This window comes from Streptomyces sp. HmicA12 (assembly GCF_000373565.1).
Lineage (GTDB): Bacteria > Actinomycetota > Actinomycetes > Streptomycetales > Streptomycetaceae > Streptomyces.
Genome location: NZ_KB891824.1, coordinates 16,754 through 33,767 on the forward strand (window position 1 = coordinate 16,754; position 17,014 = coordinate 33,767).

Genomic DNA, 17,014 nt, shown 5'->3' on the forward strand with positions numbered 1-17,014 from the left:
CGTACGGTACGGCGCCGAGGACTCCGGTCCTCGGCGCCGTACGCACAACCAGACTGAGGGAGAGGCAAGTTGACCATCGCACCCCGCACCACCGACGAGGCGCTCGCGATCGCGCGGGCCACGTTCCAGCCGCTGTGCGCGGACGGCACCCCGGCCACGCTCAACGTCCAGGAGTTCGACCTGGGCTTCCTGATCTACGCGACGTTCCCGCCGACCGAACCGCCGTCGTACGGAGGCAGCCACCTGGTCGTCTCGAAGGCGGACGGGTCGACGATGTACGTGCCCAACTTCCCGCCGGACTCGGCGATCGACCTGTACCGGCGACAGGTGGGGCAGGCGTAGCACGTCGGTGCGCCCGCCGCGCCTACTAGGCTGACGCCGTTCGTGATCACGGGTTCAGGGAGAGTCATGCATCAGCCGGTCGGTCCGACGGCCGGGGCGCAGCCGGCCGGGTACGCCCCGCACCCGTTCATCGGCGGCCGTGCGGCAGCCCTGCGTGCGCTGGCCGCCTGGCGGGCCGTCGCGCCCGGCGCCCCGCGCGTCACGCTGCTCACCGGCTCGCCCGGGAGCGGGAGTTCGCGGCTGCTCACCGGGTTCCTGATGCTGTGCGCGCCCGACTATCGCGCGCGCATCGATCTGAACGCCCTCGACCCGTGGACCGTGCCGCCGCAGCTGCCCGAGCCCGCGGCGCCGAGCGCCGCCGGTCTGACCCCCGGTCAGCTGTTGTGGGTGCTCGCCGATCACTACGGCATCGACGTCGCGCGCAATGCCGAGGTGTACGAGGCTCTCGGCACCGCCGAGCGCGTCATCGTCGTACCCGATGTGGACCGGGCAGGGCCGGTGCGGGCCGGGCGGGGTGCCGAGCTGATGGCGCGTGAGCTGCTGCTGCCGCTGGCGTCGGTCCCGTCCGTCCGGCTGCTCGCCGAGGTGCCGCGCGCGGTGGCGGCCGAGCTCGCCGCCGCGCTGCCGCCCGGGACGGCCGCGGTCGTCGATCTGGACGCGCCCGAGTACGCCGATCCGGCGGGACTCGTCCTCCAGGCCGAGGCGGCGCTCGACCCGGCGTTCGGCGCGCCCGTGCTGCCGTACGCCCCGGATCCGGCGAGCCGTCGCGGGCTCGCCGAGGCGCTCGCGGCGGGTGCGGCCCGGGCCGACGGCGGCAGCCGTCTGACGCTGCAACTCGCGGTCGCCGGGCTGCTGTTGGCGCCCCTGCCGCCGATCGACACCCGCTACGTTCCCACGGGGCTCGGCCCGGCCCTCGACCTGCACGCCTTCCGTCTCGGCGCCGATCCCGCCACCCTGCGCGCGATCCTGACTCCGCTCGCCCTCGCGGAGGGGGACGGTCTGCCGCTGTCGTTGTGGGCACCGCTCGCCTCGGCGCTGGCCGGCCGGGATCTGGGGGCGGACATCGCCGAGGGGATGGGGCTGGTCGGGCCGTTCGTGACGTCGGTGGACGACGACGGCTCGGGGCGGACCCCGTTCATCGCGCTCGCTCATCCCGCGCTCGGCGAGGCGATCCGCGCCCAGCTGCCCGATGTGCGGGCGGCGCAGCTCGACCTGGCGATGGAGCTGCTGGAACTGGTCCCGGAGCAGGGCTGGGCGCAGGCCGATCCCTACGTACGCGACGGTGTCGTCGGCCACGCCCTGGGCGCCGGTCAGCTGGCGCGGCTGTTCAAGGACCTGTCGCTGATGGTGCAGGCGGACCCGGTGGTGCTGCGGGCCGCGGTGGAGGAGCTCGCCGCGTCGGCTCCGGGCCGACTCCCGCCAACCGCGCGGACCTACCTCCGTGTCGCCCCGCTCCTCACCCGCTCGCAGGCCGACCCCGCGCAGCGTGCCGCGCTGCTCGCGGAGGCGTTCGCGGAGGACGGACTGGAGGAGTGCGCGCGGGTGGTGCGCGGCGGGGCGGGCGCGGCCGAGCCGTCGGGTTCCGGGATGCCGGGACCGCGTACGCCGACTCTGGTGGACGTGTCCCCGCGGCCCGGCGCGGCTCAGGCGGCCGCACCCCGGCCGGCCACCGGCCCCGGCAACACCGCCGTGTTCACGTACGTCGACCCGCGTACCGGCCAGGAGGCGTACGTCGCCGCGACCTCGACGCCGGGGCAGCCGCCCGCCGAGTACCTGGCCATGGCGCAGCTCCAACAGCTGGGCGTGTCCACCGACAACGTCGTCGCGGTCCACACCGACCTGTGCCCCGGCTACTTTCCCGGCGGCTACACGGCGAAGACGCTGGCCTCCGCCTTCCCGAACGCCTCGCAGTCGTACGCGCACCCGTACGGCTGGGACCCCGCGTCGCGGGCCGAGGGGATCGCGGCGCTGACCTCCCAGGCGGAGCTGATGGCCCAGCTCGCCGGCCAGCCTGCCCCGCCGCGGCCGTACCGCGCCCCGCTCCCCCACCCCGTACCGCCCACGCACGTACCGCCGGACGCGGAGCTCGGCCCGCTGTTCACTCGGGTCTTCGGCGAGAAGGTACGCCGTTACGCCCCTCAGCTCCTGGCCGGCGCGGCGCTCCCCGACGCCGCGCGCGCGACCCTGTCCGTCGCCGGGATCCCCTCCGACGTCCCGCTCTTCTTCCTCGCGGACACGGACAGCCCCGACGCCCCGCCCGTCATGGGCGGCATGTTCGCGGACGTACGCACTCATCTCATCGGCACCGGGAACCAGTTGAGCCCCGAGGCCGCCGAGGTCCTGGCCGCGCACACCCGGATCGGCACCGACGGGGTGTACGTGATCACGGTGCAGCGGGACAGCGGGCAGGTCTGGGCGGCCATGCCGCTGGACGGGCGACTGCAGTACGTGAACTCGTCGGTCGCCGCCTTCGCGTACTCCCTCGCGACGCTGTACGCGACACGCGGCCACATGGTCGACGCGGACCCGTACACGGCGGGCCGGATCGTCGCCGACCTGCAGCAGCGACTCCTGGCGATCGACCCGAACTGCCTTGCGGAGCCCGGGCATTGGTGGTCGCTGGTCATCGAGCAGATGTGGCACGGGTTGTTCTGACCCGCCCGCTGTCTACGCGTCCTCGTCCTCGCCCTCGCCCAGCGATGCCAGTGCGGTGCGGGCGAGCTCGGCGTGCTGAACGGGGCAGTCCCAGAGTTCGCGGGCGGAGAGGCCGGGTGGGACCGGGGTATCGGGATGGGCCTTGGGCGCGTACAGGTGCTTGACTGCTCGCTCCTGAGCGACCCGGTCGACGCCGGCGGCGGACCAGGGGTGGAGGGGGTGCCCGCAGGCGACTGCCGTGTCGATGGTGGCGAAGGCGGCACGGGCGTATCGCGCGTAGGCGGGAGGGAGACCCCCGGCCGTCCGGACGGTGCCCATCCACAGACAGAGGAGGAGTCCGAGTCTCTCCTCGTCCCGCACGTCGCCGGACAGCCAGCGCTGTGCGGACCACAAGGCCACCGGTGCCTCGTTGTCCTCCCATTCACGGCCGAGTGCCTTCTGTATCTCGATGATGTCGATGTGTCCGTCGGCCCCGACGAACTCGTTGTCGAGGTACGAGACATCGACATCGCTGAAGGTCTTGTCGAACCCTTCGCGCACTTGCCCGAGTGCGTCCTCGGCGAGGCCGGCGAGGAACGCCTCGCAGTCGTAAGCAGCCAGCTGCTCCGGGGAGCAGTACCGGGCGAACAGGGCCCGACCCTCCTCGGTCAGCAGATGCACCCCTGCCTCGATTCCCGCCTCTCCGCCGATACCGCTGGGGTGAGCGCCGTCCTGGCAGGCACAGGTCACTGGGTCGAGCGTGGCCCGAATGCCGTCCAAGGCCTCGAAGTACGACCTGAACACGGGGATCGCGCTCACTCGGCCCGCGACGTAGCCGCTGGTCGCGTACAACAGGATGGTGTACGCGGTTCGCTCCCTGAGGCCTTGCGGAGTGCCCTTGCGGGCCAAGGCGCCCCTGGCGTCGCAAGCCAGACCGCCAAGTTCGGACTCCGGTTCGAGGGAGAGGGAGGGGTAGTCGTTGACAATCCCGGAGAGGTCACGCAGCCACTGCTGGTGCTCCTCGGGCAACTCGGTCGTCTCTTCACTCACACCAGAAGCAGACGGTGTCAGTTCATCGACGGTTCCTTCTGTCGGACGCGGCCGCTACTCGTCCCAGTCCTCGTCCGCGCCGCCGCGCATGGTGCGCCAGCCCTCGATGTCGCGCAACGCCTCGTGCGCCAACTCGGCGTATTGGACGGGGCATTCCCACAGCTCGCGGGCGGAGAGTTCGGCGGGTACGGGCGTTTCCGGCTGGTCCTGCGGGGCGTAGAGGTGGAGCACGGCGCGGCGGCGGGTGTCGGTGGAGCGGGCGGCCACCGACCACGGGTGCTTCGGGTGATCGCAGGTGGCGTCCAGGTCGACGGTGCGGACAGCGGCCTTCAACTCCCTTGCGTAGGAGGGCGGCAGACCCTCGTAGGTCTGCACAGTCCCCATCCACAGGCAGAGGAAGAGACCGAGTCGCTCCTCCTCCCGGAACCGGCCGGACAGCCAGCGGCGTGTCGACCACAGGGCGACCGGGCCCGTGTTGTGCTCCCAGGTGCGGGCGATCGAGGCCTGCACGGAGCCGATGTCGATGGTGCCGTCCTCGCGCACGAACTCCGCGTCGAGGTGCGAGACGTCCGGGCTGCCGAAGTTCTCCCGGTACGCCTCGCGCATGTGGCCGGCGGCCGTGTCCGCGAGCTCGGCGAGGTACCCGTCGCAGTCGAGGACGGTCAGTTCCTCGGCCTCGATCCCGTAGTCCTCGATGAACGCGGCGCGCCCGCCCTCGCTCAGCAGACTCACCCCGACCTCGACGGCGTATTCGGGGTCGAGGTTCTCCGGATGGGCGATGTCCGCCGGGCAGGGGCAGGCGGCCGGGTCGAGGGTGTCCCGGATCCGCTCCAGGGTCTCGGCGTAGGAGGTGTGCAGGGACTTGTCGAAAATGCGCGCGGCGGCGTACCAGCAGGTGGCGTGGAGCAGCACGGTGTAGCCGGCGCGCTCCCGGCGTCCCTCGGGGGTGTCGAGGCGGGCGACGGCGTCCGCGGCGTCGCCGACGAGGACCCTGAGCGTCGGCTCCGGGTCGGCGTACGGGTAGTCGCTGACGATTCCGGAGAGGTCGGAGATGAGTTCGCGGTGGCCCTCGGGGATCGCGGGCGCAGCCGGGGTCTCGGGCGCCTCGGGCATCGCTTCTGTCTCTTCAGTCACGTCTGTATCCGACGAGGCGGAACGTAGAGCGGTTCCGCAAACCCGGATCACGCGGCGTCAGAAAACCGACAGGCAGCCGTGAACGGACGTTCCCCGAAGCTCTCCGGTCACATCGGCTCCCGCAGCGTTGCAGTCCACCAGGAGTCCACAGGAGTGCGGGCGACGTCGTCGAGGGCGAACTCGATAACATCGATGATCCCGCGGGCTTCAGCCTCGCTGTTCAGCGAGCCCAAGTGCGCCATGACTCCGCAGTATCGGGAGGCCAGGGTGAGGAAGGTGGGGAGGTCGGGGGCGACCCAGGCGACGTACTCGTCGAAGTCCACCTCGTCGTCGAGGTCTTCGTACATGGCCGACAGGTCGAAGTCGGGCCGTGTTCTGCCGGGGTCACTCGGGTCTTCGTCCGGGTGGAACGGCTCCAGGCCCAGTGCGTCGATCTCCTCAGCGGCCGAGGGATCGAACTCCGACGGCATCCGGTAGACGATCCCGGTCGACCCATCGATGACGAGCCTGCCGTACTGCAGATACCCGATCATGATCAGGGAGTTGCCCTCGCCGGAGGTGTCCGGAACGCACCTGGGCGGGTGCAGCGTGAGGTCGCTCAGCCGGACGGCGGGGATGCCGGTGGTGATGAGCGCGTCGCGAGAGGAGTGCTCTCCGACGCTCTCCGGAAGGTCCTCGGCCCGCAGTCGGTGGAAGTCGGAGGGGACGAAGCTCGGGTAGTCCGGATGCCGCTCCACCTGAGGCGCATCGCCGCCGGAGGCGAAATGCACAGGGAAGGGTGTGGCGCTCGGTTGCGCCGGAGCGTGGCAGGCCGGGCCGAGAGGGTCGGACGCGGAGGAGCGGACTGCGAACACACCGCCAGGAGCCGCGTAGAGAGTCAGACCACGCTCGGGGAGGGCGAGGTGCTGCGTGACCAAGGGGCGGTCGTGGCTGCTCGGCTCGTACGGATGCCAGCCCAGCATCGCGTTGCTCCGCGCCATGGACATGGGCTGTGAATCACCGGGGCCCGGCACCTCTCCTCTGCGGGGGCCGGCCAGAAGTTCCCCTGTCTCCACATCCCAGACCCAGTGGTAGGCGCGGTCGCGGTGTCCGTCGTGACCGAGGACCGTGGGGCGTCCGTCCGCGGCCCAGTCCTTGGGCAGCAGACGCAACTCCTTGATGTGCCCGGGGAGCGGATCGGTCCACTGGACCGCGCCCGGCGGGCGCCAGTGATGCCAATCGACCGTCCAGGGGCGTGCGATGCCCGAACCTTCGACGGCCGAGGCGCAGTCCTGGTCCCCCTGGGCGATCGCGCACAGATGCAACCACGCGGCCCACTCCCCCTGGTTCGCGGGACGCACTCCCGCCAGTGACAGTTGGAGCGCGTACTGAACTGGCCGCGGCAGCCTCTCCCCGGTTGCGGACACGGCCTGCAGAACCTCAGCCATGTCCGTACGGAGCAGTGACACGACATCATCCGGAACGTCACGCATATTGAGAAAAGGCCTCCGTTTCGATCGGGTCTAGACTAGCTGGTTCGCGAGAGACGTCCAGAGGTTGGCCACCTTGTTCGTGATGCGCTCAGAGAATTCTGCCTTCATGCGCTCTTCGTAGGCGGATTCCGGAACCAGCTGTTCGGAATCCTTCTTGGCCTGCTTCACATCCTCCGGATCCAACGGCCCCTTTTTCCCGTCATGTTGCGCCCTCAGGGCCGCATTTATGTCACTGCGAGTCTGCCGACGATCGGACACTCTTTCTTCATCCGCTCGATAGACGGTGCTGTAATAGACGGGAACATCCTTCGCCAGCTTCGCCATCAGGACCGCCGAGCAGTTGTTTCTGCCGAGCGCTCCCTTTTTGTTGCCACATGGTTCACGCTCGGTATAGAGACCGACGATTTGGCGGTCGGTGTTTCCGGCACGCCTGTTCTGCTCTTTCACCCACTCGATGAGGTGGCGCTCCGAATGGCGCCCCGGCACATCGGGGTCGGACCCGTTGGGGAGCGAGGAGTCGGTGACGTATTCGATGGTCCCGTCACCTCTGTCCACCTCGATGACGGCGTAGTTCCTGTCCGAAAGATCTGGAACGTGATCGGAGTCCTCCATGCCGTGCTTGGCCGCGAGGTCGACTCCACGACCGCTCGCGCTCGCCTGGCGCAGCGTCGCGGCGGCCGAGACGGTGCGGCCGGGGTCTTCCTGGTATCCGCCCACGCCGTGCCGTTCGTGGAAGCTGTGGCTGAGGCGGGCCAGAGTGCTGACGACATGCATCTGCTCACCCCGGTTCAAGGAGTTGAATCCGGGGAGAGCGTCGCCAAGTGCCTTCTTGTCGAAGGTGGTGGGTTGGCCACCGGGAGTCTGGCCCGCTGAGCGCCTGAGGACATCGGCAAGGGGGCTGGTGCCGTTCTCGTCCGGGGTGGCCCAATCGTCGAGGTGCTGGTCGACCCGATCGTGCGTGACCTGGTACACGGGATTGCGGTCGCGCAGTTGGTTCTGCGCCTTGTCCGGAGGCAGCCCTGGGGAGTCGGAATCGTCCGTGAGTTCAGGGCGGAGGGATCCGGTGCGATCGCGTTCGAGGTAGGGGTCTTTGTCGTCGGGGAGCTCTGCGGACGAGGAATCGTCCGGCGGTGTGGGGTCGGGGGTGGCGCTGCCGTAGTCCGCGCCTGCCGGGTCGGTTTTCTGTCCGGCGTCCGGGGTGTCGGTATCGGCGTTGGACGTGTCCGCGGTGTCGGTGTTCTGGGTGGGGTAGAGGGAGGGGAGCGGCTTGCCGTCGGCGTCGAGGGGGATGTAGCTGACGGTGGCTGCGTTGGTGTGGAGGGGGTTGGTTGAGGCGTCGCCGGTCTGTGTGTCGATCCAGACGATGGTGCCGTTGTGGTTGACGGCGTTGAAGGCGTGTCCGCCTCCTCCGGGCCAGGCGACGCCGATGAAGGCGGCGGAGCCGGGGCCGGCTTGTTGGAGGTGGTAGGCGATGCGGGCGTAGGGGTTGGGGTGGTCGTTGCCCGCGTACTGGTGGGGTGCTCCGGCGTAGCGCTCCATGTTGGCGTAGGAGTCGCGTTCGGGGGTGGTGCGGTCGGGGCTGCCGTCGGGGTTGGTGTCGGGGGTGCGGGGTGCGGAGACGGTGGGGCGGCCGAACCAGGTTTCCAGGAAGGACCGGGAGCAGTCGGCACAGTTGTTGGAGCGGCCGGGCTGGCTGAATCCGCCGTCGTTGAGGACCTTGAGCCACTTGAGGAAGGGGTTCGGGTGGCGTTCGGGGGTGCCGTCGGGGTTGCGGGGGACTTCGTCGTCGAGAGTCTGCTGGTCCTGCTGGTCGGGGTCGAGCAGGCCCTGGGGGGAGTGGTCGAGGCTGTCGCGGATGTTGTTCTGGTTCTCGGCGCTGGGCCCCGGGGGCGGTGGTGGCGTCGGCTCGGGCGTGGGGGTGGTCGGCGTCCCGTTCTCCGGGGTGGAGCCGGGCTGTTGGGCGCCGGGGTGGTTGTCCGGGTGCGGGCTGGGGCTGGTTCCGGGCATGGCGTAGACGCCGGTCGGACCGGTGGTCGGGTTTGCCCCGGTGGTGGGGCTGGGTGTGGTGGTCGCCGGGGTCGGGCTCGGTGCCGGGCTCGGGTTCTGTGTGGGTATCTGTGTGGGTGTGGTGCGCCGGGGAGACTCTGTGCGGGGCTGAGTGGTTGGAGTGGTGGTGCGCGCCTGTGCGGGGGCCTGGGTCTGCGTTGCGGGTTGGGTGGTTGGGGTGTTCGGGCGCGCCGGTCCCTGGGGCGGGGTGGCGGGCCGGGCGCCTGTCGTCGCGGCGGGGCCGTTCTGGGATACCTGGCTGGGGCCCGTCGGCGAAGGGTTGGCGTCGCTGGTGGTGGGGGCCGGGCCGGTGGAAGCGGAGGTTGCCTGGGTCGGGGCTTCTGTGGTGGTGACGCTTTGAGCGTGGAAGGTGGGGGTCGAGGTGCGCGAGGGCGACGCCGGGCCGGCGCTCGGGGTCGCGCCGGGGCTCGAGGTGGGGGTGGTGGCTGGTGTCGCCCCCGGCGTTGTGCCCGTTCCCGAACTCTGGGTGGTGCCCGGCACCGGCGACGTGGACGACGTCGGGTCGGTGGTTGTGGGCGTGCCCGGTTGGCCGGTGGGCGTGGTGGGCTGCTGGACCTGGGTGCGCGGGTCCTGGCCGGCCGTCGGGTCGTTGGGGNTGCTGCCTTGCGCGGGTGCCTGTGAAGTGGCGTGCGGCTGGGCCCCGTTCGTGTCCTGGACCGGGGCGCTCTCCGAGGACGTGTTGATCTGCTGCGCGGCCGCGTGCTGCGCTGCCGTGTCCGGGCCCGGNTGGGGGTGCCGGGCTGTCCCGGAGTGGGCTGGGGGAAGCCGTGACCCGGCTGCGGTGAGGGGGAGTCGGGTGCGGGGTCGGGCTGGGGTTGGGGCTGTCCCGGAGTGGGCTGAGGAAAGCCGTAACCCGGTTGCGGAGCAGGGGAGTTGGGTGCGGGCTGCTGGGCCGGGGGCTGGGGTTGGCCCGGGTGGGGGAAGCCGTAGCCGTCCTGCGGGGGCTGCGGGGTCGCCGCCGCGGGTTGCGCGGGCCAGGCGTTCGGGTCGGCCGGGGGCTGCTGGCCCGGCGCGGGCGCGTTCCACTGCGGGGCCGTGGGCGGCGCGGCCGGCTGGAACGTCGGCGGCAGCGGCGGCACCCCGCCCTCCGGCGCGGGCGGGGGCGTCCAGCCGGTGGGGGCGTTCTGTACGTCGCCGGGGGCCGGCGGAGCCGGAGGGGGTGCGGCGGGTGAAGGGGCCTGCGGAGGCAGGGGAAATGAGGGGGCGGCCGGGGCGCCGGGCGCCGTGGCCTGCTCGGGGGCTCCTTCGGCGGCGTCGGCGCCCTCGCCGGGTGCGGGGTTCGCGGGATTCGCGGGATTCGTGGGATTCGCGGAGTTCTCTGCGGCGCCCGTACCGGTTGTTCCGTTCGTGACGGTACCGACGTCCCCGCGGTCGATGTCCACGTTCACCCGGTAGGTGTCGACCCAGGAACGCGACTCCTCGGCGGGGGCGGCGGGCTCGGCAGGAGTCGCGGCGGGGGGCTCGCCGGGCGTCGGCTCGGGTGCGGGGGCAGGCGTGGCGGAAGGAGCGCCGGGAGGAGCGCCGGGGGCAGTGTCCGTAGCGGCGTTCCGGTCGAGTTCCGCGAACTCCCGCTGCAGCGAGGACGCGGAGAACCGCATCGTGGCGCCGCTCTCCAGATCACTGCTCTCGGCATCGGGTGCGGCGGTGGGGGCGTTCGTGTCCGGGCCCGCCTGGGCCGCCGCGGATTCCTGCCGCAGCGACGACGGGGAGAAGCGCACCGTGGCCCCGCTGTCCAGGTCACTGGGCGCGGGCGGTGCCGCAGGCGGGGGCGGCGGCGGGGGCGGCGGCGTCCCCGCCGGGTTGCCGTTCTCAGGAGCGGTGTTCCCCTGGTTCGCGTTACTCGGGTTCGCGTTACCCGGGTTCGCGTTCTGCGTGTACCAGGCCGGAGGGGCGTAGTCGATGGTGAACTCACCCGTCAGCTCGGCACTGGAGTCCGCGTCGGATTGACCATCGACGGGTGAGTCCCAGCCCCCGCGAATATCGTCCCGATCGCTGTTCACAATGCCTCCTGGTGTGGTCGAGCACCCGCGCGCCGTAAGGGGCGACCGTCTTGATGGTCCGTGCCGTCGGTCGCGGGCCGTCCCCCTGGCCCCTGACGTGCCCCGTGGCACACGTGTCCTGTCCCAGCCTAATCACGAAAACCAGCCGCACGGCAGGCCCGCCCGTCCCACGCGACTGTCCGGTGCGTCACGTAGGTCTCGGGGCGGGGCTACGCCTGGTGCTGGACGCTCGACACGTGGCAGGCGTCGCACCAGAAGCCGTACAGCGTCCCCTCGAAGGCCAGGTGCCCGAAGGGGGTCGGGCCGCTGTCGACCGACGCGACGAAGCGCATGGCGAGGCCGCACTCCGGGCAGCGTGGATGCGGTGCCGGGGTGATCCACCTGGGCAGTCCGCCGACCTGATGACGAGAGTTGCCGCCCGTGCCGTCGAGGCTGATCCCCAGCTGGTTCGGGTGTGGTTCGAGGGCCAGGGCCCGCTCCCCGGGAACCACGTGCCCGTTGTCCTCGGGCGCGGTTCCCTGCGGGCCGTAGTAGACCTCGAGCCCGGTCGGCGCGAGTTTCACCGTCACGAAGTCCAGCGCGTGGCAGGCGCAGGTGTACCAGAAGAAGGACGGGTCGGCGCTCAGGGGGAACGGCAACTCGGCCGCGCTGAGGGTGAGTACGCGCTCCGCGGCCTTCTCGCAGACGGGACAGAGCGGGAGTTCGCCGGGGTAGGACCCACCCATGACGTGCGGGCTCTCCCCGCGGTCGACCACCGATCCCATGGACGCGGGCGCGTATCCCGACCTCTCGTCCGCGTCAGGGAGCCGACCGGCCATTTCCACCAGGGTCTCCCACTCGGCGGGCTCCGAGAAGTCCGCGCGCAGGCCGAGCAGCGCCTGTGCCGCCGCCTCCGTGCGCATCCGGGCCAGCAGGTTCAGGGCCCCCGCCTTCTGTGCCCGCCGCCATCTGTCGACAAAGCCCGGTACGTAGTCGTCCGGCGAACCGGACATCATGGCGAACCGGACGTCGGCGTCCTCGATACGGCTCAAGTGGGGCCGCAGCAGGGCGGGCTGATAGAGCCCGACCTCGTAGATGATGTCGAACAGCGGTCCGTAGGGCTCCCCGCTGCCGAGGTAGTCGTCGATCATTTCTCCGAGGAGCTGCTCCGACAACCACGGAACCAGCCGCGACGCGGCGGGAACCAGGCTCTCGTCACCGCGGAGCCGCTGCGCGACGCGGTTCTTCTCGGCGTGCAGCCGTGGCAGCAGGGCGAGGTACTGGGCCGCGAACTCCGCGACCCGGTCGTCACGCGTGGCCAGCAGACACGCCACCGCTTCCCCGGCCCCTCGGTCCTCCTGCTGCGACAGCCAGGCGGCGAGGCGGTCGATGATTTTGGTGACAGAGAGGGAGTCGTCGCCGATGAGTTTCTGGGAAAACAGCTCGAGGTTCATCAGTGCTTCGCCTTTCTCAGATACTTCAGCAACAGCTCGTTGACCTCCTTAGAGTAAACGACAGCGCTATCCGGGTCGTTCGCCAGGTTCTGATAGTGCTTGACGTAGCGAGCCACCTTTTCCTTGGTCAGGCACTGGGGATCGGTAGCGGGCAAGTTCGGGTCAAATGCTGACAATTGAGCTTCGAAGTCTCTGCGCACCGCCTCGTTGAGGTCCGTCGCGTCCTGCTCCTTGCGCTTCTGCTCGGACGGGTCGTCGCGCCCGGCCTGGCGCCCTCCGTATGTCCGGCTGTACTTCTTGTGGAATTCATCGGAGATGAACAGGGTCCAGCCGTTGTCGTTGATGGCGTCCTTCTCCGCCTTGGTCAGTTGGAGATTCTTTTTCTCGCGTTCCTTCAATGGGCGACGGAGCCGCTTCTCTTCGTCGGCGTACTTCTTGTTCTGTGCGGCGATCTGCAGCGCCTGATTGGACGGAATGTGGTCGGGTGTCATCTGATCGCCGACCGCACCGCGTCCGCCCTTGCCGGGGCGGTCCTCCCTGTACCGGATGGACTCGCCCTCCTTGATGGTCGATGCAGGGCCCCCGGACTTGGGGGCAAGGTCGATCAGGTCGTCCAACTCGGTTGGCAGGCTGACGCTCTGGGCCGCGCCGGGACTCTGCGTCTGTCCGGCGTTCTGCTGCGACTGCGTAGCGCCCGTGTTTGCCGCTGGGGTTCCGCTGCCGGTGGGCTGATGGGAGGCGGCGCCGTAGCCGATGTTCGGGGGCGTCTGTGGCGGCTGGGGCCGACGCGTGTCGTGTTCGCCCGGATTCGACCGAGGGGACTCCGGGTCGGGGGTGCCGGTCGAGTTCTGCTGGGTGGACTGGTTCGTCACCTCGGCGAACACATGGGAAAGCCGCTCGCGATCCACGCGCGTGATGAACTGCCCCGGCCCCTGGAACGTCGTCGGTGCGCCCTCGCGGCGGTGGTCCGGTCTGGTCGGGGTATCAGTGTCGGTGGTGGGGGTGGTGTCGCGATTTCCGGTGTCGCTGTCAGTGTCAGTGTCAGTGTCGGAATCGGTATCGGGCTTGGTGGTGTCGGGCGGCGGGGTGTTGCGGTTCTCGGTGTCGGTGTCGGTGTCGGTGTCGGTGTCGGTGTCGGTGTCGGTGTCGGTGTCGGTGTCGGTGTCGGTGTCCGTGTCCGTGTCCGTGGCGGGTGGGGTAGTGCGGTTGTCCGCGGTGGTTGCGGGCGTGGTGTCGCGGTCGTCCGCGGTGGGCTTGGTGGTGCGGCCGTCCGTGGTGGTGTCGGTGTCTGGTGTGGTGCGGTTGTCGGCGTCGGCGTCGGCGTCGGCGTTGGCTGCGGGTGGGGTGTCGCGGCCTTCCGTGTCGGTGTCGGTGGTGGGCTTGGTGGTGCCGTCGTCCGCGGTGGTGTCCGTGTCGGATGTCGTGCGGTTGTCGGTGTCGGCCTGGGGTGTGGTGCTGCGGTTGTCCGTGGTGGCCGCGGGCTTGGTGTCGCGGTCGTCGGTGGCGGGTGTGTCGCGGTCCCCGGTGCCGGTGCCGGTGCCGGTGTCGTGCTCGTCGGAGTTGGTGGCCGACGTGGAATCGCTCTGAGTGGTCGCGGAGTTGCTGGTCTGTTCCTCCCAGGGCGGGTCCATGGGGCGGCCGTCTGGGGCGAAGGGGACGTAGCGGACACCATTGGCGTTGGTGTGGAGGGGGTTGGGGTGGTCGGAGACGGCCCCGGTCTGGGAGTCGACCCAGACGATCTGGCCGTTGTGGTTGAAGGCGTTGAAGGCGTGACCGCCGCCGCCCGGCCAGGTCACGCCGATGACGGCGGCGGAGCCCGGGCCGGCTTGGAGGAGTTGGTGGGCGATGCGGTCGTAGGGGGTGGGCATGTCGGCGCCGGCCCAGATCTGGGGGCGGCCGGCCCAGTTGTCGAGGTTGTTGTACGAGTCGTTCTCGGGCGACATCGTGTCGAGCGTGCCGTCGGGGTTGGTGTCCGGGGTGCGGGCTGCGGACACCTGGGGGTTGCCGAACCAGGTGGCGATGATGGAGCGGGCGCAGTCGAGGCAGTTGTTGGAGCGGCCGGGCTGGGTGGTGCCGCCGTCGTTCTGGACCTGGGTGTACGCGCCGTGTGGGTCCGGGTGCAGCTGGAAGGAGCCGTCGGGGTTGCGGGGGAGGGTGTTCTCCAGGGTCTGCTGGTCAGGGGCGGGGGGTGGGAGCAGGCCGCCGGGGTCGGTCTGGAAGAGCGCGCCGCGTATCTCGTGGAGGCGGTCGGTCAGCGGATGCGTGACCGGGGCCGCAGGGGCGGGGTCGGCGGCGGGCGCGGCGGGGGTGTGCGGATCGCCGGGAGGCTGGGCGGTCGGCGGCTTGGCCCCGGACGGGGCGTGGGGTGTGCCGACGGGGGGCGTGGTGAAGACGCCGACGGCGGGTGTGGCCGGGGTGGTGGTGGGGCGTGGCGGGGTCGCCGGGGTCTGAGGGGCGCGGTTCGGCGTCTGCGGCAGGGGAGTGGCCGGGGTGGCGGAACGCGCGGGACTTTCCGTACGTGGAGCAGGAGTTGACGTTTGCGGACGGGCCGCGGGCTGGGTCGCGGGTCCCGGGGTCGCGGTCGCTGCGGATTGCTGGGGAGGGACGGCCGTGCCGGTGGCGGTAGGGGTGCTCGGGTCGCCGGTGGTGGTGCCCGGGCGCGGGGTGGGAGCGGTGGCCGGCTCGGTGGTGGTCGGCGCCTCTGCGGTGCTGACGCTCTGGGAATGGAAGACCGGCGTGGACGTCCGCGAGGGTGAGCCCTGGCCTGGGCCCGGGGTGGAGGCCGGGCTCGGCGTCGTCGGGCTGGAGCCGGGGCTCGGCGATCCGCTCGGCGTGGAACTCGGCGTGCTGGAGGAGTTGGGCGACGTCGGTGACGTGGACGTCGTCGGGTCGGTGGTTGTGGGCGTGCCCGGTTGGCCGGTGGGCGTGGTGGGCTGCTGGACCTGGGTGCGCGGGTCCTGGCCGGCCGTCGGGTCGTTGGGGNTGCTGCCTTGCGCGGGTGCCTGTGAAGTGGCGTGCGGCTGGGCCCCGTTCGTGTCCTGGACCGGGGCGCTCTCCGAGGACGTGTTGATCTGCTGCGCGGCCGCGTGCTGCGCTGCCGTGTCCGGGCCCGGGGTGCCGGTGGGCGTCGGGGATGCGGCGGGCGCGGTCGTCTCGGTGTCGGTGCGGGTCTGCGGGGCGGAGTGCTGCTCGGGGGACGAGGCCGGGCCTGCGTCGCCGCTCTCGCGCTGCGGGCCCGGGGTTCCGTCCGGTGTCGCGTTCGTCCCCGCAGGGCTGTTGGCCCCGCCGGACTCGGTCTGCGTGGGGGCCTGCGCGGCGGCGTCCTGCTCGCGGTAGCCGGCGTCGAACGGGGTCAGTGGTGTGTTGTTGTCCGTCGCCGTCTGGGTCGGCACCGAGGCGCGGCTGGTCGAGGTGTCGGCGCCGGTGTCACCGGAGCCGTTCGACCCGGACCCGCTCGACCCGGAGCCGCTGCTGCCGCTGTTCCCGCTGCCTCCGTCTGCGCCGGCGCCTGAAGCGGGGGACGAGCCGTTCCCGGCCGAGGAGCTCGCGGTGTGCGTGGGGCCGCTCCCGCCGCCCGCGTTACCGCCCGCGTTACCGCCCGAGCCCCCGCTCGACCCGGACCCGCCACCGGANCCGGCACTCGAACCAGACCCGGCTCCAGACCCCGATCCGGAGTCGGAACCGCCGCTCGAACCGGCCCCGCCACCCGACCCCGCAGCGGACCCGGNCCCCGAACCCGATCCCCCATCAGAACCAGATCCCGAACCAGACCCGGACCCGGACCCGGATCCAGCCCCGGAGCCGGAGCCGGAACTCCCGCTCCCCGAACCGGAATCCGCCCCACCACCATCACCAGACCCAGACCCAGACCCAGACCCAGACCCAGACCCAGACCCGGGTCCGGACCCGGACCCGGACCCGGACCCGGACCCAGACCCCGAACCGGACCCGGACCCGGACCCGGACCCGGACCCGGAGTCGGCCCCGGTCCCGGTCCCGCCATCACCCCCGGATGACGACGTGTTCCCCGCCGCATGATCCAGCCCGCTGCGCGCGTGATGCCCGGCCCGGCCCCCGGCCCCGTCCCGCAGTGATTCGCCCAGCGTCGCGCCGAAGTTGTCGAAGCCGTCCTTGACCGCCGTCTTGCCCGCATCCGCCGTGCGCCCCAGGTTGTAGCCGTCCTGCGCGCCGAAGCCCTGGTTCACGGTCTGCGCGATGAGGTCCTTGCTCATCTCCTCCAGCGCCGAGACGAACGGCTCCTTCACCGCCTCCAGGACCGCCTCCAGGACCGCCTCCGCGGTCTCCTTGAGGATCTTGCGGACCGCGACCCGGGTCACCTGCGTCAACGCCGCCGACGCCGCACCCGACAACCCGAACGTCACCACCGCCGTCGCCGCCGCCACCGCGATCTGGATCGCCAGCACCGTCAACTGAATGATCACCGCGATCTTCATCGCGATCACCAGCACCGCGGCCGTGTCGAAGACGAACGCGATCATCTCCGCGGCCTGCCGGGCATCGTCCAGATACCCCGAACCACCCGAGAAGTCCTGCCACTTCTCCACGAACGCGTCGATCGCATCGCCGTAATTGTCCGCCGTGACATTGCCCGCCGACTGCACCGCCGACGCCTGGATGTCCCCGACCTGCGCCCCGAACTCCCGCCAGGTCGCCGCACACTGCGTCAGATGATCCTCATTGGCCGTCGGCCAGTCGAACCCCAGCATCTCCAACAGCCAGGCCAACTCGTCCGGCAACATCATCGCCACGACGGCATCTCCCCCGAAACCCGTATCCCCGCGTCCCCGCAACCACCCACGCCCCAACAGGCCCGAGTTTGCCACGAGTTTACCCAGCCCCCCGAACAACAGGTCAACCGTCG

General features: G+C 71.0%; 9 protein-coding genes and 1 pseudogene. 3 read left to right on the forward strand and 7 right to left on the reverse strand.

Annotated elements, in window-relative coordinates:
• Positions 1-69 precede the first annotated feature (69 nt).
• Both B072_RS0129720 and B072_RS49400 read left to right on the forward strand, forming a co-directional pair.
• Positions 70-342, forward strand: a complete 273-nt coding sequence (locus tag B072_RS0129720; protein ID WP_018533607.1) for a hypothetical protein — start codon at positions 70-72, stop codon at positions 340-342.
• Positions 343-408: 66 nt separating this feature from the next.
• Positions 409-2,997 (forward strand): SUKH-4 family immunity protein, encoded by a 2,589-nt coding sequence (locus B072_RS49400; RefSeq protein ID WP_051127320.1) that lies wholly within the window; start codon positions 409-411, stop codon positions 2,995-2,997.
• A gap of 12 nt (positions 2,998-3,009) precedes the next feature.
• On the opposite strand, the gene B072_RS0129735 is transcribed toward B072_RS49400, so the two are convergent.
• The 4 genes from B072_RS0129735 to B072_RS45755 all read right to left on the reverse strand — a co-directional run bounded on the left by B072_RS0129735 (position 3,010) and on the right by B072_RS45755 (position 8,639).
• A complete protein-coding gene (locus tag B072_RS0129735) occupies positions 3,010-4,005 on the reverse strand; it encodes a hypothetical protein (protein WP_234018947.1) in 996 nt (331 codons plus the stop codon).
• A 75-nt stretch (positions 4,006-4,080) separates the two neighbouring features.
• Positions 4,081-5,160 (reverse strand): hypothetical protein, encoded by a 1,080-nt coding sequence (locus B072_RS0129740; RefSeq protein ID WP_234018948.1) that lies wholly within the window; start codon positions 5,158-5,160, stop codon positions 4,081-4,083.
• A gap of 107 nt (positions 5,161-5,267) precedes the next feature.
• Positions 5,268-6,587 carry a hypothetical protein gene (locus B072_RS0129745; protein ID WP_158689259.1) on the reverse strand — a complete coding sequence of 440 codons (1,320 nt, stop codon included), beginning with the start codon at positions 6,585-6,587 and terminating at the stop codon, positions 5,268-5,270.
• Positions 6,588-6,662: 75 nt separating this feature from the next.
• Positions 6,663-8,639 (reverse strand): toxin glutamine deamidase domain-containing protein, encoded by a 1,977-nt coding sequence (locus tag B072_RS45755; protein WP_020573026.1) that lies wholly within the window; start codon positions 8,637-8,639, stop codon positions 6,663-6,665.
• Between the two features lie 1,590 nt (positions 8,640-10,229).
• Between B072_RS45755 and B072_RS0129760 the strand changes: the two genes are divergently transcribed.
• Positions 10,230-10,595: a hypothetical protein gene (locus tag B072_RS0129760; protein WP_018533612.1), complete on the forward strand. Its 366-nt coding sequence runs from the start codon at positions 10,230-10,232 to the stop codon at positions 10,593-10,595.
• Between the two features lie 23 nt (positions 10,596-10,618).
• Here B072_RS0129760 and B072_RS50005 read toward each other — a convergent pair.
• The 3 genes and pseudogenes from B072_RS50005 to B072_RS45760 all read right to left on the reverse strand — a co-directional run.
• Positions 10,619-10,810, reverse strand: a pseudogene (locus B072_RS50005) (hypothetical protein); the annotation flags it as partial.
• A 98-nt stretch (positions 10,811-10,908) separates the two neighbouring features.
• The gene (locus B072_RS0129765; protein ID WP_018533613.1) at positions 10,909-12,132 is read right to left on the reverse strand and encodes a hypothetical protein; all 1,224 of its coding nucleotides are present in this window, start codon (positions 12,130-12,132) and stop codon (positions 10,909-10,911) included.
• Positions 12,132-16,895, reverse strand: a complete 4,764-nt coding sequence (locus tag B072_RS45760; RefSeq protein ID WP_234018949.1) for a toxin glutamine deamidase domain-containing protein — start codon at positions 16,893-16,895, stop codon at positions 12,132-12,134. The genes B072_RS0129765 and B072_RS45760 overlap by 1 nt, the downstream gene beginning before the upstream one ends.
• Between the last annotated feature and the right edge of the window lie 119 nt (positions 16,896-17,014).